This is a genomic window from Virgibacillus sp. NKC19-3, from assembly GCF_019837165.1.
GTDB lineage: Bacteria > Bacillota > Bacilli > Bacillales > Amphibacillaceae > Virgibacillus_L > Virgibacillus_L saliphilus.
Genome location: NZ_JAGYHC010000001.1, coordinates 885,660 through 911,184 on the forward strand (window position 1 = coordinate 885,660; position 25,525 = coordinate 911,184).

A 25,525-nucleotide genomic window follows, 5' to 3' on the forward strand; every position below is an offset into this window, starting at 1 on the left:
TATTATTTGCACATATTTATTCTTTTACATGATTATTCTAGGTGCCTATGGTTAAAACGATTACAGGGAATAACATTATAATCATTTCCGTGTCTATCAATCTCATAAGTAAAATAAGACGTTCAATATACGATCAAGTGGTAGGAGGTTGTAGTCTTATGGGGTATTCTATCATAGTGGCGGTTATTTATTGCCTCCCTTTTATCTGGGCTTTGTGGTCCGGGATTGATGTCAGAAACGGCAAGCGGGAACATACCAATTGGAAAGGCCCGTTATTGCTTTTTGTCGTCACTGCAGTGGTTAGTGTGGTGGTGAACAGCTATTTAACCTTTTCTTATAATCTGTCTTTTTTCCTAAATAGTTCTTCCGTTGTCACAGTGCTGATTACGGTTGGAATTCTTGGTGGTCTGATGGGGATTATTAATATTATTACTACCATGATAGCCCGTCGTAAAAACTGGCCGAAAACGATGCATAATCCAAAAGTAATATGGATTATTTTCGGTTCCATTGCAGGTAGTTTACTAATTTTTCTTTTGTGGTTCATGCCTATTGGGCAAAAAATTTCTTATGTTGTCACATTGAATAATGCTGTGAGCGCAATGGAAGCGTCCACGGAAAATGATGATATTTCGTTAGTGCAGGTTCTTTCGGAAGCTGATTGCGTAAGCAGGAGATGTGCTCCGAACTACAATAATGTTTTCTATGTACGTAATAATCTAGATCAGCCAAAAGAGGTCCAGGTCAAAATACGTGCACTTAATAACAATGAAGAAGAGGTAAAAGTTATAGATTCTGAGATAGTGGAACTAGATCCGGACGATATGAAGATGGTAACAACGGAAGAAACCATTAAAAGTGGGAATATCTGGGAGCAGTATTCTTTTAAGACCGAGGAGCGGGTGGCTTATTATCAATATAATTTTCGTCATAGAGATTTAGAATAGCAACTACTGAGGCGGTTTTGAAAAGAACCGTTTCGTATTCAATGATAATAGGGTTATGGCATTGGATGTCGTGGTAATACGTTCCAAGGCGATTAAATAACCCTAGGAAGAAGCCGAAATAAAATCATAAATCGAAAACAGCCACATAAAAATTGCAAGCCAAATTACTGTGAATTCAAAAAAATGTACGGTTGTGACCTTATCATTTGATACATGGATTTTACGGAACCCAAGGAAATTGTAATTATGACTAAGATAGATAAAAGATGAATAGAAAATAAAAAACACCTAAAATAACTATTTTAAAAAGGGGATAAAAATGAATAATAAAAATGCAAAAACAGCAAAAACACTAACAAAAATTGGAGGATTTATGTGTCTTATAGTTTCTGTTTTTATGTTAGTTCTAAGTATGTTCACGCCAATTGAAGTTACGATTAATGATACGTATACACGTGGAACCCTATGGGAACTTTCGGCATATCCGGCGGCATTATCTTTTTGGCTGGGTGTCATTATTGCGTTGATGATTTTTGGTATCATAGGTTTATTAATTAGCAAAAAAGTGCAACAAAAAGCAACAACAACTCAGGGATGGATTCTAATCATTATAGGTTTTCCTTCCTTCATGGCAATGGGTGCGGGTATTCTTTTCATTATTGCTGGTGTACAGACTTTTTTGGCAAAGAAAGTGCAGGAATTAACTGCTTAGTTGCTAGCATTCATAAATCAATACCAAATTCATAAAACTTTATGAATATAGTTGTAATACTCACAAAAATAAATTAAGATGAAATGAAACCTTATTTTATCATACATAAAGGTGAAATCAATCTTATAGAGAGGTGGAGACCAACGTGAAGAAATGGATGTTGATCGTTTTCGCTGGAGTGATGGCATTTATTATTGCTGCGTGTAATGATACGGCCGAGCCGACAGCGGACACAAATGAGGAAGAAGAGAGTGAACTAACAGCTAGTGAAGTATATCAGGAGGCACTGGAAGCATCGGAGGGAATGGAAAGTGCAGAAGTTGCGATGAATATGTCTCAGCAAATTTCATCGGAGGAGGATGAATCTTCGCTTAATACGGAAAGTAGCTTTGATATGCAAATGACCATGGATCCGCTCGCCATTTATCAAGAGGGAACGACCAAAGTGACGATGGACGGTGAAGAAGGTATGCCTGAAATGGGAATGGAAATGTACATGGTCGATGATGGGATGTATATGTACAGTGAGGAGATAGGCAACTGGATGAAGCTGGATAATGAAGCGATGGATGCACTGAACGCAATGGACAGTCAGCAACAGGATCCATCCGAACAGCTGAAGATGCTGGAAGATTATGCCGACGATCTTTCTTTCGAGCAGTCAGATGATGCGTTTATTTTGAAATTAAATGCAGATGGGGAAAAATTCAACGAACTAATCCAGCAAGTAATGGAGGAATCCCTGACACCTGAAATGGCGGAGGCAATGGGTGAAGAAGGTCAAGATGCTTTGGAAAATATGTCGATTAACAGCATGGATTATGAAATGTTCATCGACAAAGAATCCTTTGATATGAACGCATTTAATATGGATATGGACATGACAATGGAAGAAGATGGCGAATCCGTTAACCTTGTTCAAACCGTGGAATCCAATTACTCGAACATCAATAATGTCGATCCGATTGAAGTACCTGAAGAGGTAAAGGAAAATGCGATTGAACAGTAGTAAGTGATGACAGGTTTAACAGTTAAATGATCATTTTTATAAAGGAGGACTTCCGTTTTGGTTGGGGGGAGTTCTCTTTCTTTTGTCATCACGAACCGCAGAAACGAGTGGAAACTCGTTTCGATTATATCTATATTTATCTCAGCTTGTGAAGTGACGAAAGAACTGCTAGAAACACTGCTAACCCCCTAATTTCTATGACGAAAGAGTGATTCATGTGAGGTATGATGACCCACTTGTTACACAAGAGGCGAAAAAGCATAAAAAATTTCTTGAAACGTTTACGATTAACCCGGGTTCCTATCGCATTAACAATGATGATTATTTTTTTATAAATTATTACAGATGGAGGAAAATGACGGATTGTGCTGTGATCTCTCCAACTTCTCAGTCAGGAAAAGATGAGTATCTAGAAGCATTTGATGCATTAATGGAATATGCTCAATTAACAACCGCGATTTTAACTCATGGCGGAGAAAGATCTAGCGCTAACATGGATGCTTTTACTACAATGAGAAAATTTCTGACGGATGTGTTAAATGAAAGTGAAAGTCAATTAACACAAAAAAGCAGAAATACTTTTGATTTTTGCCTTGAAAGAATTAATGTCATTTTAAGCCTTCAAGAACGTATTATCGAAATATATAACGACTTTCAACAAAAAAACCAAAATTTTCATGATGGATATGAAGAAAATTTTACGAGACAAGATATGGAAGAAGCAGCTAACTATCTTGGAGAAATTGGTTATATCCAATATAGACAAATAGTAGCCAATTATGAAACTATACCTAAGTTTAAATATATTAAAGAATTAAATAGTCCGGAAGTAAAAAGATATATAACATCAAATGTTAAAGGATATCTTTCTATATTCTCAAAGGGAGAAAAAAAACAGCTGAAAAATATAGAACATGTTACGTACCAACCGAATATGGAGGAATTAACAAAGGAGGAACACATTGAAGTCGAAAAAGAGGTCTTTTATAACAATTTAGCTAAAACAAACGCATTGTCACGAAAAGAACTGAGACACCCTAAGTAAGTTAATTGTAAAAAGGGTTAATAAGTGAAGAGGAGAAAACAATGGAAAAGCCGCTTAAATACAAGTGGGAAATATATACAGGAAAATTCGAAAAAATATTGGTGCTTATGCTGGCAACAACTTTACCTCTATTGATTGTGCATTCATTCGGACAAACTACATATATGCCATTACACCAAGTGATTAGCTGTTTATACAGTAGCTGATATTTCCGAGTTCCTGATTTCTCATCACTTATTTAACATTTAACCATTCTAATACGCTTTTGTGCTATACTACATGTAAGTTTAGACAATCAAGAGAGAGACATTAGTAAATTGTTTTCCAATGATGGATTATGTTTAGAGGAGGAACCTTATGATTACAGTAACCACCAATGAAGTACCGAACAAAAATATAACGGACGTAAAGGGGATGGTTCAAGGAAGTACCGTACAATCCAAACATGTTGGACGTGATATTGGTGCGGGATTGAAGACGTTAGTAGGCGGTGAAATCGAAGGATATGCTGATCTGATGAAAAATGCTAGAGATATTGCGTTAGATCGCATGATCAAAGAGGCTGAATCCCTTCAGGCAAATGCGATTGTCGGGATGCGCTATCAAACTTCTCAGGTAATGAATTCCGCTGCAGAAGTTATTGCGTATGGGACGGCAGTTGTTGTGGAATAGCAAATTCATAAAACGATGTCGTAGAAACAGAATTCCCTTTTTATGATGGCGCACATCCTTTTCTACGTATTTATTATAGAAGCTATAAAAACCCCTTTGAATTATATAGACAAAGGGGTTTTTATGTGACTACTGTTCGTGTCATGCTGCTGTAATGTGCAGTGAAATATAGTTCAGAATAGATAAAGCAGTCGATTTAGAGCAACTTATCGATAAATCTATTGGCGTTAACATTCTTCGTCCTATTTTTTACGTTTAATCCTCGCCACCGTATCTCCCTCTATTAAGGAAAAAGATAGCAAATGGAAGGATATTTTTTTATGTAAATTACATTGACAGACATAGTAATATGGATTATGATGTAGTTAAGGAGGTGAGGATGTGGTGCAACCCAAATTATCCTCTGACCTGCTTCGCGGACATGCGGATACGATGATATTGAAGCTTCTTTTAAGTGGAGATAAATATGGATATGAAATCAGTAAATTAATTTATGCGCGTTCAGGTAATCAATACGAATTAAAGGAAGCAACCATGTATTCCAGTTTAAAGCGTCTGGAAAAGGAAGGCAGTATCGCATCATATTGGGGAGATGCGACCCAGGGTGGAAGACGGAGATATTACACTATTACAGAAATGGGTAAGGAAACGTATAAACAAAACAAAGAGAACTGGAAGCAAGCGAAACAAATTTTAGAAGACTTATTGTAATGGAAAGTCATGGTGGTTATTCGATTTACAAACCATGTCAGAGCAAACACCCTCGCTTAATGGTACAGAAAGTTGTTTTTCTTGCATGTATGGATCTGGGGGAGTGGTTGTTTTTAAAGCGTAGAATAAAGTGCAAGTACCATTAGGAAGGACTGCACTGAACAGGGAAAGGAAAATATATTATGATTGAAGAATTAAAAGCACATGTGCATCATATCTTTGCGCCTTATCAAAATGTAAAATCAGCACAGGAATTAGAGGAAGAACTATCGCAAAACCTGAAAGAAAAATACCATGATTATAAACAGGAAGGATATAGTGATGCGGAAGCATATAGATTGACTATCGATTCTATAGGAGAAGTATCTGAGTTGGTAGCGTCTATCAACCTGCAGCAAAAGGAATTGGAACAGGCGGTACAAATGAACTTTTCCAAGCAACGTCTTCAGTATTCTGACTTTCGCTCTGTTTCTGTTCGTAACGGGAAATTCAATGCAAGTGACTTAAAAGGGTCTGATTTTAGTTATTCTAATTTAACAAATAGCACATTTAAAAGTAGCAACTTACACCAATGTATTTTTGAAAATGTTAACTTAACAGGTACGTTATTCAAGAGTTCAACTTGTAAAGGCGTCACATTTAAACATTGTTCTTATGACCAGGCTCAATTCACAAGTTGTGATCTATCCGGGATTAGCTTTGATAATGAAACCTTTCAGCAAACTATTTTTGAAGGTTGCGCATTAAAGAAAGCATCATTTCGCAATGCAACATTCTATAATGTACAATTTCGCTTGTTGGATGCGAAAAAGGTTGATTTTACCGGAGCAAAAATGGATAAATTAACGTACAACTTTTTAAGTGGTGCTAAAGCGGATCTTAGCAATGTAACGCTAACAGAAGGAGGTATGTAACTTGAATATAGCAACTGCCATCGTCGTTTCGACAGCAATTGTTTGTGTAACGGTGTTTATCACTGCCGTCACATTGAAGGGAATGAGTATGGGGGATTGACCGGAAGCCCGCTCCTGCGCTTTTATCTGTTGTCAGGGTTCGTTTATGTACCGATACAATAAGGATTATGTTTAAGGTTGTGAAATCCTTTCATACCTAATACCTTAACAAAAAATTTTAAAATAAGGAGTTCAAAAATAGTGAAGATGAACGGTGATGCATATTAAACAAGGAACAGCCAGCGGCAGCTCCTTGTATATTTACCATCTATTCAGAGCGGCCGTTTGTTAGATGTGATTCTAAGAACCAGAGGCTCTTGTCCAATTTTCGAGATACTTCCGTAAATAAATCGGATGTGTCCGGATCCTCGTCAGCGGAAATTTCTACAGCGTCTCGAATATTGTTTGCTACAATTGCCCAGTGTTCTGTCAGTTTCTCCAATACGGAAATATCCTTCGTATCTTGAAGTTCCCAAGCAGGGAGCCTTGTTTCTGATGCGATAAACTGAACAGGTTTTCCGGCGCTGCCACCAAGACTTGCAGCTTGTTCTGCCACAGTGTCGATTAACTCCGGAATATCTTCTGCCAAGTCATCGAAAAATTCATGATAGGCAATGAAATGTGGCCCGCGAACGTTCCAATGTGCCAGCTTTGTCTGAATAAAAAGATCTGTTAAGTCTGTTACCTGCTGATTAAGAAGTTCTATCATATGTTCTCTGGTTTTTTCTGAGTGCGCTTTTCTGAATGTACTCATTTGATTTCCCTCCAAAAGTTTTTGAACCGAATGTTTAACGTTACTACCATTTCACTTTCATAAAAAAGGAAGAATAGTAAAGTTCCTAAATTATTAATACCCTTTTACATGGAAATGAAAACCTCATAACTATTAATGTTTTTTAGCTGCACGTGCAGCTGAAATGTTTCGGGTAATATATTTTTCGATTTCAATGATGATAAATGTTGCTATACCGATCATGAAAGGATATATCCAGTATTTTGCTTCGATAGGATATAAATCAAACACATTTCTCAAGAATGGAACATAGGTAACCATTAATTGAAGTAGGAGTAAAACGCCTGCAAGTAGAAATGCGATTTTGTTGGAGAAGAAGTCTGTATTAAATGCAAAATGACGTTCGTTTCTCACATTAAACATATGAAAGAGCTGCGCCATCACAATGGAATGTAAGGTAATGGTTGTTACCTGCTCCGGACTATAGTGTTCCGGGTCTCCCAGCAGGGTTATATTCATTGTCATAATGGCTCCACCAACAAACAATGACACTAAGATAATCCGGAAAATATAATAGGGACTTAGTAGTTTTGCGTTTGAACTACGTGGTGGTCGTTCCATTGCGCCCGGTTCCAGCTTTTCAAATGCTAGTGCGAACGAAACTGTTACTGCCGTCACCATGTTGACATAGAGCACTTGAATTGGTGAGAGCGGCATATCCATTCCCACGATTAAAGCAGAAACAATTAGAAATGCTTCGGCGCCGTTGGTCGGAAGGATAAACAGAATGGTTTTCTTTAAGTTGTCGTAGACACGTCGTCCTTCCTTGACAGCGTCGACAATGGTACGGAAGTTATCATCAACCAAAACCATTTCGGAAGCTTCTTTGGCTACCTCGGTTCCTTTTATTCCCATGGAAACACCGATATCTGCACGTTTTAAGGCAGGAGCATCATTGACGCCATCCCCTGTCATCGCGGCAATTTCATCGTTTTCCTGCATCACTGTTACCAGTTGCAGTTTGTTCTCGGGGCTGGTGCGGGCAAATACATCCACTTCCTGTACTGCTTCTTGCATTTCTTCTTTGGACATACGATCCAGCTCGCGTCCTTCGAGTACATTGTCCTGCTTGGTGATCCCCATTTGTTTAGCGATAGCAAGTGCTGTTGCTTTATGATCACCGGTAATCATTTTCACTTGAATACCTGCTTTCCTGCAAACTTTTACTGCTTCGATCGCTTCTTCTCTTGGCGGATCCAGGATGCCTGCCAGACCAATTATGTTTAAACCTTCACAAACATCTTCGTGATCAATTTGTATTTTGCTATCGTCCACGTATTTATATGCTGCTCCAATTACCCGTTCTCCATTATTGGAGCGTGCAAACATTTTAGCTTCCCAACGCCTGCGTTCCTCGGATCCATCTGTCAGACCGGCCATATCAAATAGTCGATCAGGGGCTCCTTTAACGTAAATAACTTTTCTTCCGTCTTTTTCCACGAGTCCTGCCATGTATTTATAGCTGGAGTCGAATGGGATTTTGGAGATGATGTCATGTCGATCTATTACGTGGTTTGCTTTTTCTGCCAATGTGACTAAGCAGCCTTCTGTTGGTTCACCGCTGATTGCCCATTCTCCGTCTTCCTCTTGTAGATAAGCATCATTTACTGTTAAGACATTGCTTAAAAACATATGGAGTTCTTTATCTGCTGCTGTATTTACTTCCTGGTTATGTTCCAGAATTTTTCCTTCCGGTGCATAGCCTGTGCCTGTTACTTCTAAATGCCTGTCGGCCAATTCAATGGACTGGACAGTCATTTCATTTTTCGTCAGTGTTCCTGTTTTATCCGAGCAAATTATCGTCACTGCTCCTAAGGTTTCCACGGATGGCAAGTTCCGCATAATGGCATTGTTTCTGGCCATTACTTGCATACCCAATGATAAGATAATGGAAAGAATCGCCGGCAGTCCTTCCGGGATCGCGGCAACGGTTACACTAATGACATATAGTAATAACTCTCCAATAGGGTAGTCGAAGAAAATGGTCGCATAAATAAATAATAGAACTGCAACGCTGACGATAGCAATGGAAACCATTTTACCGAATTGCGCAGTTTGCATTAATAAAGGTGTTTGTAATTCTTCTACTTCTGTAATCGATTGGTTGATTTTACCAATTTCTGTATCGGCCCCAGTGGCGACCACAATTCCTTGGCCGGAACCGGAAACTACTGCTGTACTGGAAAATGCCATATTTAATCTGTCTCCCAGAACCGTATCTTCCGGTAGGGTATCGATATTCTTTTCAACAGATGTAGATTCTCCGGTGAGGGGAGACTCTTCAATGGTTAGCCGATCACTAGTGGTCAAACGTAAATCTGCAGGGATTTTATCACCTGGAGACAATAATACGATATCGCCAGGTACTAGGTCGCTTGAAGAAACCACGGTACGCTTTCCATCACGAATGACTGTTGACTCAAGAGACAGCATTTTTTTAATGCCTTCCAATGCTTTCTCCGCTTTATTTTCTTGAAAATAGCCAATGGCAGCATTGATAAGAACAACCATTAAAATAACGATCGTATCTGCATAATGGCCTGTAATTATGGTAAGGATAGCTGCAGCTAGTAAAACATAAATTAACATATCGTTAAATTGCCGTAGAAACTTTAACCATTTCGGATCTTTCTTGGGTTCCGGTAGTTCATTTTTACCCCACTTCTGTTTACCTTGTTCCACTTGCTTTGAAGATAAACCCTCATTCACATCTGTATCAAATTCCGATTCGACTTTCCTTGCATCCATGTTAAACCATTTATCCTGTGCCATCACACATACTCCTTTCTTCTTAAGCCGTGAAACCGTCATTGACAATGATTTAAGGAGATTTGATTGCGAAGAAAAATAGCTGTCGAGGAGCCAAACTAATGAACATTACGTCATCATGAAACACACCTTTCTCCATATAAAATAAAGACTTCCTCACTTATTATGATGACTGATACAAAGGAATAGTGCAAGCAATTCAAGCCTGCAGTCACCCTAGTCGAGGGCATCATTTTCGGATGCAAACTTTCAGATGAGGGTGAAACAAGAAGCCAGTTTGCATGACCTATTTTCTTTAAAAAAATAGGTTTTACTATTTCTTATTTCGGCTAAATATAAGGGTGTGCTTTTTTATGTCGAGAAGACGACTGTTATGTGGAATAAATATGGAGCATTCGTAATAAAATCGTAATATTTTTGATATATTCGCGTTTATTTCATTATATATGTGGGTATAAGGGAATATATCAAGACATCTTCAGATTCACATATGTTTAGGGGGTTCAACTGATGAGTGAACATCAAGTCACGATCTACATTGGTGATGGGAATTCGCAATGTACTAAATTACTGCAACAGCTAGATGAATGGAACGTTTCTTACCTAACCAAGAATATATCTCATCATCCTAATTATCGGAAAGAACTACAGGATATGGGGATTTTTGGTATACCAGCGACTTTTGTTGATAATCAATCTGCTATTTTGGGTTTTCAAAAAAATAAAATTAAATATGCGCTAGGTCTTGGGAATAATTCGTATTACAGTCCTTTCTATGAAGGGTATGGAAATTAATGGAGTACATGTGATACACACCCTTTCCTTGCTATGCATAATTTATAATAGGTAATAAAATGTACAAAAGAGGTGTGTGCATCATGTATAACAGGCCGTATGCTCATACGGAGCACCAGAATTTTGCATATAATACTGCTCGTTTTCCGCATCATTCCTACCATCCCTATCATGCGTCTAGCGGACAAGTGCTTCACCAAACACCCTATGAACAATTTGCAAAACCGAAACAGCCACCCTTTTGGCCTAATTATATACCTACAAGTTTTGCTGCATACCAAGCCGACACGAGTATGAATACCGCCACTAATCCAATGGAGGAACCTCAACAAAAAGGGGAGCAGGTAGATTTTGATAAAATGCTTTCAACGGTGAGTCAACTAGCCAACACATATCATCAAGTTTCTCCGATTGTGAAAGAGTTCGGATCGATCATTAAAGCGTTTAGGTAAAAAGCTGGTGGCTGTTATCCAACATTTATATTACGCGCCAATTCTGTAAAAATACAGCAATATTGGTAAGAGAAATGTGATTCACATCGTGATAAGCTGTTCCCATTACGGGTATAAGAAACTATAGGGGTTTTGCAGAGGAGAATGAGTATGATTGGATGTTTAATTATCCATGGATTTACCGGAGGCCCTTATGAAGTAGACCCATTAGCACAATTTCTTCAAGAGAATACAGACTGGCATATTGAAGTTCCAACATTACCCGGACATGGGAGAAATCTTGACTTAAAAGATATATCTTACCGAAAATGGATTAATGCAGCCGAAGATGCACTCAAGCAGTTAAGCAGCGAATATGACAGCATTTACCTTATCGGATTTTCGATGGGTGGTATGATTGCGTCTTATTTAGCAGCTAAATATAGGATAGATAATCTTGTTTTATTAGCACCATCAGGGAAATTTCTATCCTTTAGGCAAATAACGCTTGATTTATCTTCCATTGCTGCTGACGGCATGCGGGGAAATTTGGGGGAAAATAAAGTATACCAGCATTATAAAAAGAAAATTGGTGTCATTCCATTTAAAGCCAATATTGAGTTCGTGAAATTGGTTAAATTCACCAAGCGTTATTTAAAGAAAGTGAAATCACCTGTATTAATTGCTCAAGGGCATCAAGATGGCATGGTGCCATATAAAACAGCTTATTATATGGAAAAGGAAATTAATTCCAAAAGGAAAGAAGTTGTTTTTTTTGATAATTCCAAGCATCTTATTTGTTTAGGTGATGACAAAGATACGCTGAATCAAATGGTCTACGATTTTTTGGCAAAGGGTAAAAGTTAAACAGAAGGAAAACCTACTCTTATGATGGAGCAGGTTTTCCTTATTTTTGCTACAGCATTCATCGAAAATGCTTTTCTATTTATCCCTAAAAAAAGAGATGACCATCGCTCCGTCTCCACCATAATTAGAGATCAACGGGCCCGTTTCGCTTAAGAATGCATCTTTAAACGGGTGTTTCTCTCTGATGTCAGAAATCACCTTTTTGGCTCGGCTTTCGGCATTGCAATGCGTCATGGTGATTACTTTATCTTCAACATTTTTGGTGTATTCCCCAATTTGATCGACAAAACGTCGTATTGACTTTTTGTCACCACGAATCTTTTCTGTCACTTCAATGGTTCCTTCTTCACTTCCCCGCATTAGCAATTTGATATGGAGGGTTTTCGCAAGTGTTCCCTTAATCTTGTCTAATCTTCCCCCAAGTATCAAATTTTCAAGTGTTTTTAGAATGAATAACGTCGTAGTTTGTTCAACGCGTTCTTGGATATGATTAACGAGTTCTGTAAAAGAATAATTCTCGTTTATTTTTACAATGGCTTCATGCATCAAAAGGGCGATTCCGCATGAAGCTGTTTTGGTATTGATTACCTCGATAGTGCGGTCAGGTTCCTCCTGAAGCAACATATTTTTTCCGGCAACTGCATTTTCATAGGTACTGCTCAATCCGTTGGATAGGCTTAACATCAGAATTGGAGTGCTGGGATCAACCTGTTTGAGCGCTTCGTAAAAGTCATTTGGGCTGGGTGCTGCAGAGCGAGGAAGCGTATTTGTTTCTTTTATTTTTCGATAATAGCGCTGTAAGTCCATTGTTACCCCGGTTTTAAATTGCGCGTCTTCAAAATTTAGGTAAAGTGGAACAATGCTTATGTGCATCTCCTCTTGCAAACGTTGTGGAATATCTGCACCACCATCTGTCATTAGCTGTATGGCCAAGGTATCACCTATTTTCTCATTTAATGTGAATCCATTATATCATGTCATTAATCTTTTCGCGCCTTTTGTGCTATGGTAACCCTTGTCTTACGCGATGTGCTTAAAATGAATAAAAATAGGCCAAATATAACAATCGTTCCACCGAGTAACTGTGACCATGTGACAACCTCACCTAAGATAATGTATGCCAGTATCGTGGCACCGACTGGTTCAAAGGTAACCGCCATGGAAATGGTGGAGGAGTTTAGCCATTTAAGTGCCCAATTAAATAGAGTATGACCAAAGAATGTCGGAAAAACTGCCAGGGCTAAGAATATCCACCAGTGATCAGAGGGATATCCAAAGAAAGGATTATTCTGTGCTAAATTATAAATAATGAGTGTCATGGAACTAATCCCATATACCACGAATGTGTATGTCATGAGTGATAAATTCTTCTGTACACGTTGTCCAAATAATAGGTATACCGTGATGGTGATAGCCCCTAATAATGCGAGGATATCGCCAAATAAAGCCATTCCGCTTAACTGGAAATCACCCCAACTGATAAGAAGGCTTCCGAATAACACAATAATCATACTGATAATCGCACCTGAGGAAAATCGTTCTTTAAAAAAGAAGTAGGTTCCTAAAAAAGTGAAAATTGGTTGCAGCGTAACAAGTACTACTGAGCTTGCGACAGATGTGTAATTCAATGATTCAAACCAAAGAATAAAGTGAAGAGCCAAAAAGACTCCGGCAAGAATGAAGAGAACCCAATTTTTGATACTAATCCATCGAAATTCATGTCGATATTTGTATAATACGACTGGTAACATGATAATCACAGCAAATAATAAACGGTAATTCGCTATGATTCCTGAAGGTGCGCTGTCTGCCATTTTAACGAATACGGCCGAAGCGGATACAGTTATAACTCCAATGATAACTGCTATATAAGGATTAAACGGAGGACGACGCATGTAAAGCCTCCTTTTGTAAATTTTACACAAAGTCGTATTATATATTTTATCATTGCTCCGAGAAAAAATCACTCATGTCGTTAGTATGCTGTCGGGATTTGTGTTATGATGTTAAATGCATTAGTTTTCGAGTGAGGCCTCTTACCAAAATTGGTGGTAGAACCTCTTAAAGGCTTGGCAAACAAATAAGCCAAGTTTTCTAATACTTTAACAATAAAAAAGAAGTAAAAATATGTTCAGTAACTTTTGAACAGGTAAGCATCCTGATCATTAGCTTTGTGCACATTGGGTGTTTGAAACTATTGAAATCGGGGATAATAGTTAATCCATCTAAAGTATGAGAAAATAACCAAGGCCTCTTCTACTAATAAATTTTTACTAAAAGAAGGAGTAGACGAATAGGTGACAACATTTAAAGAATTAGATATTTCAACCCCCATTTTGAAAGCATTGGAGAAAATGGGATTTGAAGAGTCAACACCGATCCAAGCAGAGACAATCCCATATGCGATGCAAGGGAATGACGTCATAGGACAAGCCCAGACTGGGACTGGGAAAACGGCAGCTTTTGGTATCCCAATGATTGAAAAAATTGATCCCAAGCAAAAGAAAATCCAAGGATTGATTGTAGCTCCAACACGTGAGCTTGCCATTCAAGTTGCCGAAGAGATTAATCGATTGGCAAAATTCAAAGGGCTTCGTGCATTATCCATTTATGGCGGTCAGCATATGGAAAGACAAATTCGTGCATTGAAAGATGGACCGCATATTGTTGTTGCGACTCCAGGTCGATTGCTTGACCACATGCGCAGAAAAACAATCCATATCAATATGGTACAAACTGCTGTATTGGATGAAGCTGACGAAATGCTGAATATGGGTTTCATTGATGATATTAAAAGTATTTTAAAAGGAATCCCGGAAGAAAGACAGACCTTATTATTCTCAGCAACAATGCCAAAGGAAATCCGCGATATCGCAACAAACCTAATGAAAAGTCCAAAAGAAGTTAGAGTGAAAGCAAAAGAAATGACGGTTGAAAATATTGATCAATATTTTATCGAGATACCAGAAAAGTTCAAGTTTGATACACTCAACAATCATTTAGATATTTATGCCCCAGAATTAGCGATCGTTTTTAGTCGAACAAAAAAACGTGTCGATGAAATTACAGAAGGCCTGCAGGCAAGAGGATTCCGTGCTGAAGGTACACACGGTGATCTAACACAAGGGAAGCGTACGTCTGTATTAAACAAGTTTAAAAACCGTCGAATAGACGTTTTAGTTGCTACTGATGTTGCAGCACGTGGTTTGGACATTTCTGGTGTGACACATGTGTATAACTTTGATATTCCACAGGATCCGGAAAGCTATGTACACCGAATTGGACGTACTGGCAGAGCCGGTAAAACAGGTGAAGCTATTTCCTTTATCACACCAAGAGAAATTGGGCATCTAAAGACCATTGAAAAAGTGACAAAAAGTAAAATGAAACGCCTGATGCCGCCAACAAATAAAGATGCACAAAGAGGACAACAACAAGTAACAGTGGATAAACTCAACAAAACCATTGAACAAAAAGACCTGCAAGCATATCATGAAACGGCCAATGAGCTATTACAGGAAAATGATTCCATAACGGTTATCGCAGCTGCATTGAAATTGCTTACGAAAGAGCGCAGAGATACGCCAGTAAGGATTTCTTCCGTAGCGCCAATTAGTGTAAAAGGCCCGCAACGAACCAAAGATAATAATCGTAAAAATAATAAGCGATATTATGGAGGCGGCCGCAATCAAGGTGGACGCAATCAAGGTGGACGCAACCAGGGTGGTCGTAATCAAGGCGGTCGAAACCAAGGTGGAAGAAACCGAAAAGGAAACTACCAAAATCGGAGAAATAGTAATTACTAAATACGAAACGTTTAAGTTATAAACGTGCAAAGTAGAGGTGCAATCCGCGGCAGGACGGGTACCTCTATTTTTAATGGGATTATTTTTGCTGGGAGAGGTTCTCATGTACATGGACGAGTGAAATTTGGATTAAGCATGTACCATAGGGGAGCTCTCCGGTACATGAATCACAAAAAGAGGTCAAAGCATGTATCAGAGTGGAGCTCTCCGGTACATGAATCACAGAAAGAGGTCAAAGCATGTACCATAGGGGAGCTCTCCGGTACATAAATCACAGAAAGAGGTCAAAGCATGTATCAGAGGGGAGCCCTCAGGTACATGAATCACAGAAAGAGGTCAAAGCATGTACCATAGGGGAGCTCTCAGGTACATAAATCACAGAAAGGGGTTAAAGCATGTACCATAGGGGAGCCCTCAGGTACATGAATCACAGAAAGGGGTTAAAGCATGTACCATAGGGGAGCCCTCAGGTACATGAATCACAGAAAAGGGTTAAAGCATGTATCAGAGTGATCTTTTGGTCTTCTTGGTGATCGAAAACATGCAAAATATCATAACAGTGGCCATGAAAGAATCGTCCATTAAAGTATTAAGGTGATTCTGAATAGAGAAGCTCACAACGCCATCCAAAAAAACTTTCTCCCGATAGCACAATTCTGTATAATCATGTATAGATTAAGAAGCAAAAGGAGGAATACAATGAGACAACCACCGGTAAATATGATCGCGCGTGATGCGATCAAGGCATGGAAAATAACCGCGGCCATATATGTGGCGGTGCTCTGGTTAGCAACCCTCGCCATAGCTATTATTTCTTATCATTATACGCTTTCCTATTGGTTTGTAAGTATTGCCATACTAATTAGTGGGTTAAGTACATATTTAGCTGTATTTTTATTTCCTGAAATTCGTTGGAGGAGATGGCGTTATGAAGTTTTTGATCAGGAAATATATATACAACATGGGATATTAATTGTTTCAAGGACGCTGGTCCCAATGATCCGGGTGCAACATGTTGATACGAAGCAGGGGCCTATTTTGAGGAATTTTCGTTTGGCTAGTGTGACAATTTCAACGGCAGCAACGACTCATGAGATTCCTGCTTTACTTGAGGAGGATGCCTCAGAACTGCGGGATCGGATTTCTGCATTGGCAAGGGTGGATGAAGATGATGTCTGAACCAAGACGCCTGCATCCGGCAGCAATTATATTTAATTTTATCAAGGGTATCAGGGAATTTCTTTTTGTTCTTATTTTTGGTTTTATTACATTCAGGGACGAGTCTTTGATCTATTTTATTTTAATCCTATTTGCTTTGGTACTGCTTCTCGTTACCTACAGTATTATTACATGGTATCGGTTCACGTATCGAGTGGAGGATAACGAGCTGCGCATTGAATATGGCATTTTTGTTCGGAAAAAACGATATATCTCTAAAAATCGAATTCAATCCATCGACTTAACGTCTGGTGTTATTCATCGAATATTTAAACTGGCAAAGGTCCAGATCGAAACAGCAAGTGGAGGAGACGGGGCGGAGGCTTCACTAAAAGCGGTCAAATTGACAGAAGCAGAAAAGTTAAGAGATGAATTGAAAAATGAAAATACACCGTTGAAAGGGGAACTGGAGGAAGAAGAGACGACAAATCCTTTTTATAAAATATCATTTCAACGCCTTTTTATCGCTGGATCCACGTCGGGAAGCCTTGGAGTCATTTTCGTTTTAGCTATAGGGGCAACAGAGTTTGAGCGATTTATACCGGATCAATTCTTTGACAATGCGATGAGTTGGGTGATTGGTTTAGGTATTGCGTTAATCGTCGGATTCGTATTTGTCGTATTGCTCCTCCTTTGGCTTTTAGGGATCGCTGGAACGATAATCAAATATGGAAATTTCACGATTACAAAATCTACGGATGAATTGTTTATCACACGTGGGCTACTCGAGAAAAAGCAAATAACGATACCGCTTAGCAGGATACAAGCGATTGGGATTCAGGAGAGTATAATACGACAACCATTAGGATTTGTTACTGTGTTTGCCGAAGTGGCAGGGGGATCTCTGGATCAAGGGCAGGATTTCTCCACGGTTTTATTCCCCATCATGAGAAGAGATGAAGTGGAGGAGTTTTTACAGGAAATTTTACCGGAGTATGCGGAGCACCCTAAAGAATTTAATCCGCTTCCGAAGCGTGCGCTCCCCTTTTATTTATTTCGCACAATGGTTCCGGTCATATTACTTGGGGTTGTGGTAATGTTTCTCCTACCACAATTTAGCTGGCTAGTCATCCTTTTATTGATCGCTGCTTTTGGTTTAGGATTTTTACGTTATCGTGCCAGCGGGTATGATGTAAAAGGGAATCGCTTAATGGTGCGGTATCGTACGTTTAGCAAAATGACAATGCTTATGTACCATAAACGAATTCAGGCATTTGAGAAGAAACAGCATAAAATTCAAAAGAGCCAAAGTTTAGCAACCTTGAAATTGTCCATTATTGGAAAGCTGGGGGTAGGTAAACATTACAGCCTAAAAGAACTGAATGCGGATGATTTGGATCTATTATCGGACTGGTATTCCTATCGTGAATAGTATACTCGGAAGGCTTCTCAGCTTTCCGAGTTTATAATATATTGAACCTCCCAAGTATCCCCAGTAATACAAGGATCCCTACAACAATCCAAATGATGTTTTTCTTAGAGACCCTTCTTTTCTTCCATCGTTTCGGGTCAAATTGGATGGAATCATCATCCCTGTAGCGCTGTTGGTTTCTCCAAGGTGAAAAAGGCCTAACATTTGTCAGGATGAGCGGGGCGATTGCAAATCCACCGATGAAGCCAAAAATATGGGCATGGATATTAATATTGGCGCGAACAAAGGTCATGATTAATCCAATAATAAATAGGACCATGACGACTTGCTTGCTCCCTGGATCGATAAGATGTTTGCGGAATGCAATCATGAACACATATATACCAAATAATCCGTAAATAGCTCCGGATGCGCCTAGATGTACATTCCAAATTTCAGATGCCCCGAAAGCATATGTGCCAATATTGCCTATTATCCCGGCTCCCAAATAAGCTACAAGAAATTTAACCTTTCCCAGCATTTGCTCCAAAGCCGGCCCAAACAATACAAGTGCAAACGAATTAAATAGCATATGCATAATATCGGAATGAAAAAATAGCGGAGTTACAAGACGCCAGTACTGCCCTTGATCAACCAAATAATTGCTGCCAATTCCCCATTCATAGAGAAATGATCCAAATTGGAGCTGCAAGAGATCGATAAGTAGCCATAAAGCGATATGGATCATAACCAAACTTGCAACAATAGGATAAAATTGGATAAATTCCTTTATACTTCGTTCCGTTCGAATAAACATACGCGGTCCCCCTGCGTGAAATAATTTAATCTCGGGTATTATTATTTTATAATGGTATTACTATTATAAGTGCATAAATACATGAAATACAGTGATTTGTCAAAGAAGGGTAAGGAAAAAGATGATAAAAGGAATTGGAATTGATTTAATCGAACTGGGTCGTATTCGAAATAGTATGGAGAAAAATAATCGATTTGTTGATCGAATTTTAACACAACATGAAAAAAAAGTATTTACCCAATTGCAGAGTGATCGAAGAAAAGTGGAATTTCTTGCAGGCAGGTATGCAGCGAAGGAAGCATTTGCAAAGGCGAACGGTACAGGAATTGGAGAATTGAGCTTTCAACATATCGAAGTAACTATTGATGAGAATGGAGCGCCATCGATGAAGGTGCGGGGATTTGAAGCGAAAAATATATTTATATCAATTACGCACAGCAGGGATTACGTGGCAGCCCAGGTTGTTATTGCAGATAATTAACAGTGCATATTTACCATGGTTGTCTCATATATTCTAGTGCGGGTAGGAGGGAACTAAGTGTATATTGTCACCGCAAAAGAAATGTACGATATCGATCATTATACCATGCAGGAAATTGGAATGGATGGGAAGCTTCTAATGGAGAACGCAGGAAGAGCCATCTGCGAGCGAATCGAAGCGAGCTTGAATAAGGGAAATCGAATAACTGTATTAGCAGGTTCGGGAAATAATGGTGGAGACGGATTTGTTATTGCAAGGACGTTGATGAACAGCAGGTACGAGGTTCACGTTGTACAAGTGGTTTCGGATGAGAAAATTACCGGCGACGCACTTTATCATAAGCATTTATTTTTAAAATGCGGGGGGTCATTACAAACCGTGACGCATGAGAAGGATGTAAATGACATGATAGTGCGTTCCGACATAGTCGTTGATGCTATGATAGGGATAGGCATCAAAGGAGAGTTGAGAGCGCCCTTAAATCGAATTGTATCTGTTTTAAATCATTCGAATGCCTATACTGTTTCGGTTGATATTCCATCAGGTCTCCCTGCAGATGAAGAGGGAGGAGTCCCTTCGGCGTTTACAGCTGTACAAGCTGATTATACGTTTGTTGTCGGAGCTCCGAAAATGAGTGCATTCTTGGAGTCAACGGCCCCTTTTTACGGGGAGTGGGAAAGGATTTCCATTGGTTTTCCTGAAGCGGCCTTTCAGAAATATACGAATAGGATTGTATGGGGGCAAGAGGAGACCAGTCAAACGATGCCGGATCGTAAATCCTATGATCATAAAGGGGATCACGGAAGAGGGCTCGTTATTGGTGGAAGTACGTTCATGCCCGGTGCACTGGCAATGACGGTAAAAGCAGCCTTAAGAGCTGGTTCAGGATTGATGACAGCTGCAACCTCCAAGCAGGTTATTCAAATGATTGCTTCTGAAAACATTGAATCTACTTACGTTGCACTTGCAGAGAGCAATGGTCATTTAACGAATGATACTCCTGTTGCCGTTGATGGATATGATGCGATTGCACTGGGGATAGGCATGGGACGAAACAAAGAAACAAGTTCACTCGTCCACCATACGCTTCATCAAGCAGAATGCCCTGTCGTTATTGATGCGGATGGCTTATATCATACCAAACTGGATCTATCCATATTAAGGGCGGGGTCGCATCCTGTAATCATAACACCACACCCTGGAGAAATGGCTATGTTGCTGGATATTTCTGTCCATGAGCTTCTATCAAAACCATTTCAATATGCATCGGATTTTGCTCGTGTTCATAATGTCTATGTCGTGCTAAAAGGGAAGCATACAATCATCAGTGCGCCCGACGGGAAGCAGTCTGTAAATACGTCCGGGAACCCTGGGCTTGCCAAAGGCGGAAGTGGAGATGTGCTTACAGGAATTATTCTGGCGCAGATTATGCAGAAGCAAGGTATCTTCCAGGCATTGTGTAACGCGTGCTTCATTCATGGTAAGTCTGCAGATTTATTAGTTGAAGATACACATTCTTATCATGATTTAATGGCATCCGATGTGATCGATGGTATTTCAAATGTATATCGTAGATTTTCTACATTGCGTGATTAATTGTTCCCTAATGTTGACGAGACAAGGGAGATATGTTCATGAAAAAAAAGTTAAGTATTTGGGTGGCGACTGCAATCGGTTTAATCTTCGTACTTTCTGCTTGTGGTGAAAAATCGCAGGAAGATGTGGCGGGGGAGCTAGAAGAAACGTTAGAAGACATGAGTGGATATAAGGCTGAGGCTGTAATGGAGATGAACACAGGGCAGGAAAATCAGCAATTTAATATAGACATTTGGCATCAAAGTGAAGAAGAGGACTTTTATAGAGTTGGATTGACAAATAATCAGGATGAGCAAGGAAGCCAAATCATTTTAAAAAATGAAGACGGTGTATATGTGCTTACCCCTGCATTGAATAAACATTTTGAATTTCAATCAGAATGGCCGGACAATAGTAGTCAGCCATATTTGTATCAATCACTCGTAACGGATGTATTAAATGATGAAGAGGCAGAATTTGAAGCAACGGAAGCCAATTATGTTTTCAAGACAAAAACAAATTATCAAAGCAATAACAATCTGCCATTTCAGGAAATTCACTTTGACAAAGATACCTTGACACCAGTGCTTGTAAATGTGCTTGATCAGGATCAAAATACATTGGTACAAGTGGAGTTTTCAAATTTCGATACAGATCCGAGCTTTGAAGAAGATGACTTTACCATAGATAAAAATATGGAAAGTACGGCGACAGTCGATGAACCAGTATCAGGTGATGGAAAAGAAGGGCAGTTGACAGTGCTTTATCCAACGTATATGGCTGGTGCTGATTTAACAGAAAAGAGAGATGTAGAGTTAGAGAATGGAAAGAGAGCTATATTGACATTTGAAGGAGAAAAGAATTTCACACTGGTTGAAGAGACAACAGAAGTTCAGCCAACTTTATCCTCTCCGCAGGAAGTAAAAGGAGATATTGTGAATCTAGGTGGTACGGTCGGATCCTTGTCAGACAAAACACTGGAGTGGAGCCATGATGGCGTAGATTTCACGTTGGCAAGTGAAGAATTGACAAGAGAAGAATTAATCGAAGTAGCCCAATCTGTTCAAAGTCAAGAAGTGAAATAAGTCAGATGGTGATTATGCAGACTCGCAAGCGGAGAGGGGGTCTGCTTTTTACTTTTCATTGACAGGTACACGTGAAAGCGGAATAATGATAGTAACATCGATGTGAAAAGGAGCCCTTTGTTGTGACGGATCATTTTTATAGGGATACGTGGGTAGAAGTAAATCTTGATGCAATTGCGTATAATATAGAGCAAATGAAGGAAAAACTACCTGAAAGTAGCAATATTATTGCGGTAGTAAAAGCAGACGGCTATGGTCATGGAAGTGTCCCTGTTGCTAAAAGGGCGTTGGAAGCTGGGGCCAACGCCTTAGCTGTTGCATTATTGGAAGAAGCACTCGTATTACGAAAAGCTGGCATAGAGGCATCTATTCTAGTGCTGGGGCGTACTCCTCCAGAAGCAGCACCAGTTGCAGCCGATCAAGACATTACGCTGACATTTTTTCAGGAAGAATGGCTACGAGAAGTGGAAACCTATAAATTGGATAAAAATTTAAAAGTGCATATGAAATGGGATACCGGCATGGGAAGGATTGGTATTCGCAATCAAAAGGAATTAAAACAAATGCTGGATGCATTAAATGAAAATCCAAGCATATATTTAACTGGAGTCTTTACACATTTCGCTACTGCAGATGAGGAAGATTTGACCTATTTTTACGAGCAAAAGGAGCGCTTTGATGCATTTTTAGCTTTCTTTAAGGAATATTGGCCATATGAGGTAGCCATTCATATTGGCAACAGTGCTGCTTCTATACGCCTGCCGGAAGACATGTATGATTTCATTCGTTTCGGCATTTCAATGTATGGATTGTATCCATCAGGAGCGGTGAAGGCAAAAGGTGAGATTGATTTAAAACAAGCCTTTTCCCTGCATAGTAGACTGATTTCTGTAAAAAGAATCGCTCCCGGCGAGTCTGTAAGCTACGGGGCTACGTATACCGCTAAACAGTGCGAATGGATTGGTACGATCCCCATTGGCTATGGGGATGGATGGATACGCAAACTCCAAGGTGCCTCTGTGTTAGTGGACGGCAAGCGTATGCCCATTGTCGGCAGAATTTGCATGGATCAAACGATGATTCAGTTAGATAGGGAATACCCAATTGGTACAAAGGTGACGTTAATCGGAGCGCAGGATGGTGATGTCATCGACATGGATGAAATTGCGAATTATGTTGATACGATTAATTACGAAATTCCATGTATAATTAATAACCGTGTTCCCCGGATTTATACCCCAAATCAATCGTAATAAACGACAAAAACATAGTTTTTTTGAAAGAAAATCCGAGAACCCTTTGCAAACGTTAGAATTCAATGGTATTATAAAAATGAATTTATATGAGTTCGTTCAACAGTTTGGCGGAGGTGTTTAGTTTTGTCAGAGAGCTTGCAAGAGGTCTTAGTGAAGTTACCAACAAACCTATTGAATGAGGTGGATGGATTAATGAAATACGAAAACAGTGATTTGAGTGATTTCATCAGTCAGGCGACGAAAAACTACCTGGATCAAAAGAGAGATGAGCATATACAACAATTTCGCGAAACGATGAAAAAGGGTTATGAGGAAATGGGACGGATTAATTTAACAATCGCTTCAGAAGCCTTTCAGGCCGAAGAGGAGGCTGAAAACACCCTAGAGCGCTCTGTGATAGGGGTGTAGCGATTTGATCGTTCAAAGAGGCGAAGTATATTTCGCCGACCTTTCCCCTGTAGTTGGATCAGAGCAGGGGGGCGTACGCCCGGTGTTGATCCTGCAAAATGATATAGGAAATCGCTTTAGCCCTACGGTTATTGTTGCTGCAATCACAGCACAGATCCAGAAGGCAAAACTGCCAACACACGTAGAAATAAATGCAAAGCGTTATGGCTTTGATCGTAATTCTGTCATCTTGCTGGAACAGATTCGAACCCTGGATAAACAGCGTTTGACTGACAAAATTACAAAATTGGATAATGAAATGATGAAAAAAATAGACCAGGCATTGGAAATAAGTCTTGGACTTAGAGATATGTATGGTCATTAGGAAGGCCTCTTGTCAACGACGGGGGTTTTTTTAATGTGCGTAGAAGTAAAAACCGGAATAATCTGAGAATAGATTAAGGCTACGAGCATAATTATAGAATATTATATGTTACAATAGAATCTACAAAATACATGAATCTTGGTATATGATGGTATTTTGTGCGAAAATTGCCGAAGTATGGAGATGTATATTATTTTTATAGTCGATATTTAAATGGGGGCTAAGCGAATGGATGAGAAATTCAAGGAAATTGTAATAGATAACAGTCATACCATTGTTCAAATGTGGCTGGATGAAGTTAATGCACTTAAACAGGACAACAATATGGCAACAATTCCTGAAGAGTTGTTTGAAAGCACCAATAGAGAATTTGTAAATGTTATATTCACCAGTATCAAAAATCAGGGAAACACAAAAGATGTTGAGGAATTTTCTGAGAAAATTATTAATCTAGGGTGGCCTTTGAGTTATGTCACGGACGGATTACAAGTTTTTAGAAGAGTGACGGTTGATTACATATTAAATCAATCGGACCAAGTCGATTCCATTTTTATCTCAAATGTATTAAAGAGTGTTGATGAATGGGTCGAACCAATTATTCGGCTATTAGTGAATGAGTATTCCGGTAGTTGGGAACAAACGGTTTCCATGCAACGGGTTGCCTTGCAGGAACTATCTGCACCGCTTATCCCGGTTGTGGAAAGTATCACTGTAATGCCGCTGGTCGGCACCATTGATACAGAGCGGGCGAAATTAATTATGGAAAACCTGCTAGAAGGTGTAATGAAGCATAATTCAGAGGTTGTACTAATTGATATAACGGGTGTCCCCGTCGTTGACACAATGGTTGCCCATCATATTATTCAGGCAGCTGAGGCAGTGAGACTCGTGGGGGCAACTTGTATTCTTGTTGGGATTCGTCCGGAAATTGCCCAGACAATTGTTAATCTCGGCATTGATCTGGAAAAATTCCCAACGAAAAGCTCACTAAAAAAGGGGTTCACAAGCGCTCTGGAAATCACCAACAGGAAAATTGTAGATCTTGAGCAAAAAGATGAGGATATTGAAAGACTGATTGAATCTCTACAAAGGAAGTGAAACAAGTGCGAATACCAATACTAAAATTAAATAACTACTTATTAGTATCGATCCAAACCGAAATAGATGATAAGACGGCTATACAATTTCAAGAAGATTTATTGGATAAGATTCACCAAAATGGTTCGTCAGGGGTAGTAATTGACTTAACATCAGTAGAGATCATCGATTCATTTATTGCAAAGGTGCTCGGTGACGTGGTTACGATGTCAGATCTCATGGGGGCGAAGGTAGTTTTAACAGGTATCCAGCCAGCAGTAGCCATGACTTTGATTGATCTAGGTATTCATTTGAAAAATGTCGCTACTGCTTTAGACTTGGAACAAGGACTTGTAAAACTTTACCAGGAATTGGGGGAATAG

26 protein-coding genes are annotated in these 25,525 nt (G+C 39.3%); 21 read left to right on the forward strand and 5 right to left on the reverse strand.

Annotated features, from left to right (window positions below; translation table 11 throughout):
* Positions 1 to 158 precede the first annotated feature (158 nt).
* The 7 genes from KFZ56_RS04510 (at position 159) to KFZ56_RS04540 (ending at position 6,010) form a co-directional block, all read left to right on the forward strand.
* The gene (locus KFZ56_RS04510) at positions 159 to 947 is read left to right on the forward strand and encodes a hypothetical protein (RefSeq protein ID WP_222640532.1); all 789 of its coding nucleotides are present in this window, start codon (positions 159 to 161) and stop codon (positions 945 to 947) included.
* A gap of 319 nt (positions 948 to 1,266) precedes the next feature.
* Positions 1,267 to 1,659, forward strand: a complete 393-nt coding sequence (locus KFZ56_RS04515; RefSeq protein ID WP_222640533.1) for a hypothetical protein — start codon at positions 1,267 to 1,269, stop codon at positions 1,657 to 1,659.
* Positions 1,660 to 1,804: 145 nt separating this feature from the next.
* Positions 1,805 to 2,668, forward strand: a complete 864-nt coding sequence (locus tag KFZ56_RS04520; RefSeq protein ID WP_222640535.1) for a DUF6612 family protein — start codon at positions 1,805 to 1,807, stop codon at positions 2,666 to 2,668.
* Between the two features lie 355 nt (positions 2,669 to 3,023).
* Positions 3,024 to 3,713 carry a hypothetical protein gene (locus tag KFZ56_RS04525; RefSeq protein ID WP_222640537.1) on the forward strand — a complete coding sequence of 230 codons (690 nt, stop codon included), beginning with the start codon at positions 3,024 to 3,026 and terminating at the stop codon, positions 3,711 to 3,713.
* Positions 3,714 to 4,070: 357 nt separating this feature from the next.
* The gene (locus tag KFZ56_RS04530) at positions 4,071 to 4,385 is read left to right on the forward strand and encodes a YbjQ family protein (RefSeq protein WP_222640538.1); all 315 of its coding nucleotides are present in this window, start codon (positions 4,071 to 4,073) and stop codon (positions 4,383 to 4,385) included.
* A gap of 432 nt (positions 4,386 to 4,817) precedes the next feature.
* Positions 4,818 to 5,096, forward strand: a complete 279-nt coding sequence (locus tag KFZ56_RS04535) for a PadR family transcriptional regulator (protein ID WP_255585290.1) — start codon at positions 4,818 to 4,820, stop codon at positions 5,094 to 5,096.
* 182 nt (positions 5,097 to 5,278) lie between these two features.
* Positions 5,279 to 6,010: a pentapeptide repeat-containing protein gene (locus KFZ56_RS04540; RefSeq protein WP_222640540.1), complete on the forward strand. Its 732-nt coding sequence runs from the start codon at positions 5,279 to 5,281 to the stop codon at positions 6,008 to 6,010.
* A 307-nt stretch (positions 6,011 to 6,317) separates the two neighbouring features.
* Here KFZ56_RS04540 and dps read toward each other — a convergent pair whose 3' ends face one another.
* Positions 6,318 to 6,803, reverse strand: coding sequence for a DNA starvation/stationary phase protection protein Dps (gene dps, locus KFZ56_RS04545; RefSeq protein WP_222640541.1), 486 nt, complete (start codon positions 6,801 to 6,803; stop codon positions 6,318 to 6,320).
* Between the two features lie 132 nt (positions 6,804 to 6,935).
* Entirely contained in the window at positions 6,936 to 9,614 is a 2,679-nt protein-coding gene (locus KFZ56_RS04550) for a cation-transporting P-type ATPase (protein ID WP_222640542.1), read from the reverse strand.
* A 507-nt stretch (positions 9,615 to 10,121) separates the two neighbouring features.
* On the opposite strand from KFZ56_RS04550, the gene KFZ56_RS04555 reads away from it, so the two are divergent.
* The 3 genes from KFZ56_RS04555 to KFZ56_RS04565 all read left to right on the forward strand — a co-directional run bounded on the left by KFZ56_RS04555 (position 10,122) and on the right by KFZ56_RS04565 (position 11,704).
* On the forward strand, positions 10,122 to 10,406 hold the full coding sequence (locus KFZ56_RS04555; RefSeq protein WP_222640544.1) for a glutaredoxin family protein: 285 nt from the start codon (positions 10,122 to 10,124) through the stop codon (positions 10,404 to 10,406).
* Positions 10,407 to 10,489: 83 nt separating this feature from the next.
* Positions 10,490 to 10,858 (forward strand): YppG family protein, encoded by a 369-nt coding sequence (locus KFZ56_RS04560; protein WP_222640546.1) that lies wholly within the window; start codon positions 10,490 to 10,492, stop codon positions 10,856 to 10,858.
* A gap of 150 nt (positions 10,859 to 11,008) precedes the next feature.
* Complete coding sequence (locus KFZ56_RS04565; protein ID WP_222640548.1) at positions 11,009 to 11,704, forward strand: alpha/beta hydrolase; 696 nt, start codon at positions 11,009 to 11,011, stop codon at positions 11,702 to 11,704.
* A gap of 75 nt (positions 11,705 to 11,779) precedes the next feature.
* Here the strand turns inward: KFZ56_RS04565 and KFZ56_RS04570 are convergent, their stop codons facing one another.
* Positions 11,780 to 12,637: a DegV family protein gene (locus KFZ56_RS04570; RefSeq protein ID WP_222640550.1), complete on the reverse strand. Its 858-nt coding sequence runs from the start codon at positions 12,635 to 12,637 to the stop codon at positions 11,780 to 11,782.
* A 47-nt stretch (positions 12,638 to 12,684) separates the two neighbouring features.
* Positions 12,685 to 13,599 carry a DMT family transporter gene (locus KFZ56_RS04575; protein WP_222640552.1) on the reverse strand — a complete coding sequence of 305 codons (915 nt, stop codon included), beginning with the start codon at positions 13,597 to 13,599 and terminating at the stop codon, positions 12,685 to 12,687.
* Positions 13,600 to 14,001: 402 nt separating this feature from the next.
* Between KFZ56_RS04575 and cshA the strand changes: the two genes are divergently transcribed.
* The 3 genes from cshA to KFZ56_RS04590 all read left to right on the forward strand — a co-directional run bounded on the left by cshA (position 14,002) and on the right by KFZ56_RS04590 (position 18,100).
* Positions 14,002 to 15,510, forward strand: coding sequence for a degradosome RNA helicase CshA (gene cshA, locus KFZ56_RS04580; RefSeq protein ID WP_309228252.1), 1,509 nt, complete (start codon positions 14,002 to 14,004; stop codon positions 15,508 to 15,510).
* 699 nt (positions 15,511 to 16,209) lie between these two features.
* Positions 16,210 to 16,689, forward strand: a complete 480-nt coding sequence (locus tag KFZ56_RS04585) for a PH domain-containing protein (RefSeq protein WP_222640555.1) — start codon at positions 16,210 to 16,212, stop codon at positions 16,687 to 16,689.
* Positions 16,682 to 18,100: a PH domain-containing protein gene (locus KFZ56_RS04590; RefSeq protein ID WP_222640557.1), complete on the forward strand. Its 1,419-nt coding sequence runs from the start codon at positions 16,682 to 16,684 to the stop codon at positions 18,098 to 18,100. The genes KFZ56_RS04585 and KFZ56_RS04590 overlap by 8 nt, the downstream gene beginning before the upstream one ends.
* Before the next feature lie 31 nt (positions 18,101 to 18,131).
* On the opposite strand, the gene KFZ56_RS04595 is transcribed toward KFZ56_RS04590, so the two are convergent.
* Positions 18,132 to 18,896, reverse strand: a complete 765-nt coding sequence (locus KFZ56_RS04595) for a rhomboid family intramembrane serine protease (RefSeq protein WP_222640559.1) — start codon at positions 18,894 to 18,896, stop codon at positions 18,132 to 18,134.
* Between the two features lie 121 nt (positions 18,897 to 19,017).
* Here KFZ56_RS04595 and acpS point away from each other — a divergent pair, with 121 nt between their 5' ends.
* From acpS to rsbS, 8 genes are all read left to right on the forward strand, one after another.
* Positions 19,018 to 19,377 (forward strand): holo-ACP synthase, encoded by a 360-nt coding sequence (gene acpS / locus KFZ56_RS04600; RefSeq protein WP_222640561.1) that lies wholly within the window; start codon positions 19,018 to 19,020, stop codon positions 19,375 to 19,377.
* Between the two features lie 57 nt (positions 19,378 to 19,434).
* Entirely contained in the window at positions 19,435 to 20,973 is a 1,539-nt protein-coding gene (locus KFZ56_RS04605) for an NAD(P)H-hydrate dehydratase (protein WP_222640563.1), read from the forward strand.
* 38 nt (positions 20,974 to 21,011) lie between these two features.
* Positions 21,012 to 22,037, forward strand: a complete 1,026-nt coding sequence (locus KFZ56_RS04610) for a LolA family protein (RefSeq protein WP_222640564.1) — start codon at positions 21,012 to 21,014, stop codon at positions 22,035 to 22,037.
* 122 nt (positions 22,038 to 22,159) lie between these two features.
* Positions 22,160 to 23,290, forward strand: a complete 1,131-nt coding sequence (alr, locus tag KFZ56_RS04615) for an alanine racemase (protein WP_222640565.1) — start codon at positions 22,160 to 22,162, stop codon at positions 23,288 to 23,290.
* 126 nt (positions 23,291 to 23,416) lie between these two features.
* Positions 23,417 to 23,701, forward strand: coding sequence for a CopG family ribbon-helix-helix protein (locus tag KFZ56_RS04620; RefSeq protein ID WP_222640566.1), 285 nt, complete (start codon positions 23,417 to 23,419; stop codon positions 23,699 to 23,701).
* A 4-nt stretch (positions 23,702 to 23,705) separates the two neighbouring features.
* The gene (locus KFZ56_RS04625) at positions 23,706 to 24,065 is read left to right on the forward strand and encodes a type II toxin-antitoxin system PemK/MazF family toxin (RefSeq protein WP_222640567.1); all 360 of its coding nucleotides are present in this window, start codon (positions 23,706 to 23,708) and stop codon (positions 24,063 to 24,065) included.
* A gap of 228 nt (positions 24,066 to 24,293) precedes the next feature.
* A complete protein-coding gene (rsbRA, locus tag KFZ56_RS04630; RefSeq protein WP_222640568.1) occupies positions 24,294 to 25,163 on the forward strand; it encodes an RsbT co-antagonist protein RsbRA in 870 nt (289 codons plus the stop codon).
* A 5-nt stretch (positions 25,164 to 25,168) separates the two neighbouring features.
* Positions 25,169 to 25,525, forward strand: a complete 357-nt coding sequence (gene rsbS / locus KFZ56_RS04635) for an STAS domain-containing protein (protein ID WP_309228253.1) — start codon at positions 25,169 to 25,171, stop codon at positions 25,523 to 25,525.

Excerpts from the sequence above, each read along its gene's own strand:
- KFZ56_RS04585 (WP_222640555.1), top strand. The coding sequence starts at position 16,210 with ATGAGACAACCACCGGTAAATATGATCGCGCGTGATGCGATCAAGGCA.
- KFZ56_RS04555 (WP_222640544.1), top strand. The coding sequence starts at position 10,122 with ATGAGTGAACATCAAGTCACGATCTACATTGGTGATGGGAATTCGCAA.
- KFZ56_RS04565 (WP_222640548.1), top strand. The coding sequence starts at position 11,009 with ATGATTGGATGTTTAATTATCCATGGATTTACCGGAGGCCCTTATGAA.
- KFZ56_RS04610 (WP_222640564.1), top strand. The coding sequence starts at position 21,012 with ATGAAAAAAAAGTTAAGTATTTGGGTGGCGACTGCAATCGGTTTAATC.
- KFZ56_RS04590 (WP_222640557.1), top strand. The coding sequence starts at position 16,682 with ATGTCTGAACCAAGACGCCTGCATCCGGCAGCAATTATATTTAATTTT.
- KFZ56_RS04575 (WP_222640552.1), bottom strand. The coding sequence starts at position 13,599 with ATGCGTCGTCCTCCGTTTAATCCTTATATAGCAGTTATCATTGGAGTT.
- dps (WP_222640541.1), bottom strand. The coding sequence starts at position 6,803 with ATGAGTACATTCAGAAAAGCGCACTCAGAAAAAACCAGAGAACATATG.
- KFZ56_RS04530 (WP_222640538.1), top strand. The coding sequence starts at position 4,071 with ATGATTACAGTAACCACCAATGAAGTACCGAACAAAAATATAACGGAC.
- KFZ56_RS04550 (WP_222640542.1), bottom strand. The coding sequence starts at position 9,614 with ATGGCACAGGATAAATGGTTTAACATGGATGCAAGGAAAGTCGAATCG.
- acpS (WP_222640561.1), top strand. The coding sequence starts at position 19,018 with ATGATAAAAGGAATTGGAATTGATTTAATCGAACTGGGTCGTATTCGA.
- KFZ56_RS04540 (WP_222640540.1), top strand. The coding sequence starts at position 5,279 with ATGATTGAAGAATTAAAAGCACATGTGCATCATATCTTTGCGCCTTAT.
- KFZ56_RS04510 (WP_222640532.1), top strand. The coding sequence starts at position 159 with ATGGGGTATTCTATCATAGTGGCGGTTATTTATTGCCTCCCTTTTATC.
- KFZ56_RS04515 (WP_222640533.1), top strand. The coding sequence starts at position 1,267 with ATGAATAATAAAAATGCAAAAACAGCAAAAACACTAACAAAAATTGGA.
- KFZ56_RS04535 (WP_255585290.1), top strand. The coding sequence starts at position 4,818 with ATGATATTGAAGCTTCTTTTAAGTGGAGATAAATATGGATATGAAATC.
- KFZ56_RS04560 (WP_222640546.1), top strand. The coding sequence starts at position 10,490 with ATGTATAACAGGCCGTATGCTCATACGGAGCACCAGAATTTTGCATAT.
- KFZ56_RS04525 (WP_222640537.1), top strand. The coding sequence starts at position 3,024 with ATGACGGATTGTGCTGTGATCTCTCCAACTTCTCAGTCAGGAAAAGAT.
- KFZ56_RS04595 (WP_222640559.1), bottom strand. The coding sequence starts at position 18,896 with ATGTTTATTCGAACGGAACGAAGTATAAAGGAATTTATCCAATTTTAT.
- rsbRA (WP_222640568.1), top strand. The coding sequence starts at position 24,294 with ATGGATGAGAAATTCAAGGAAATTGTAATAGATAACAGTCATACCATT.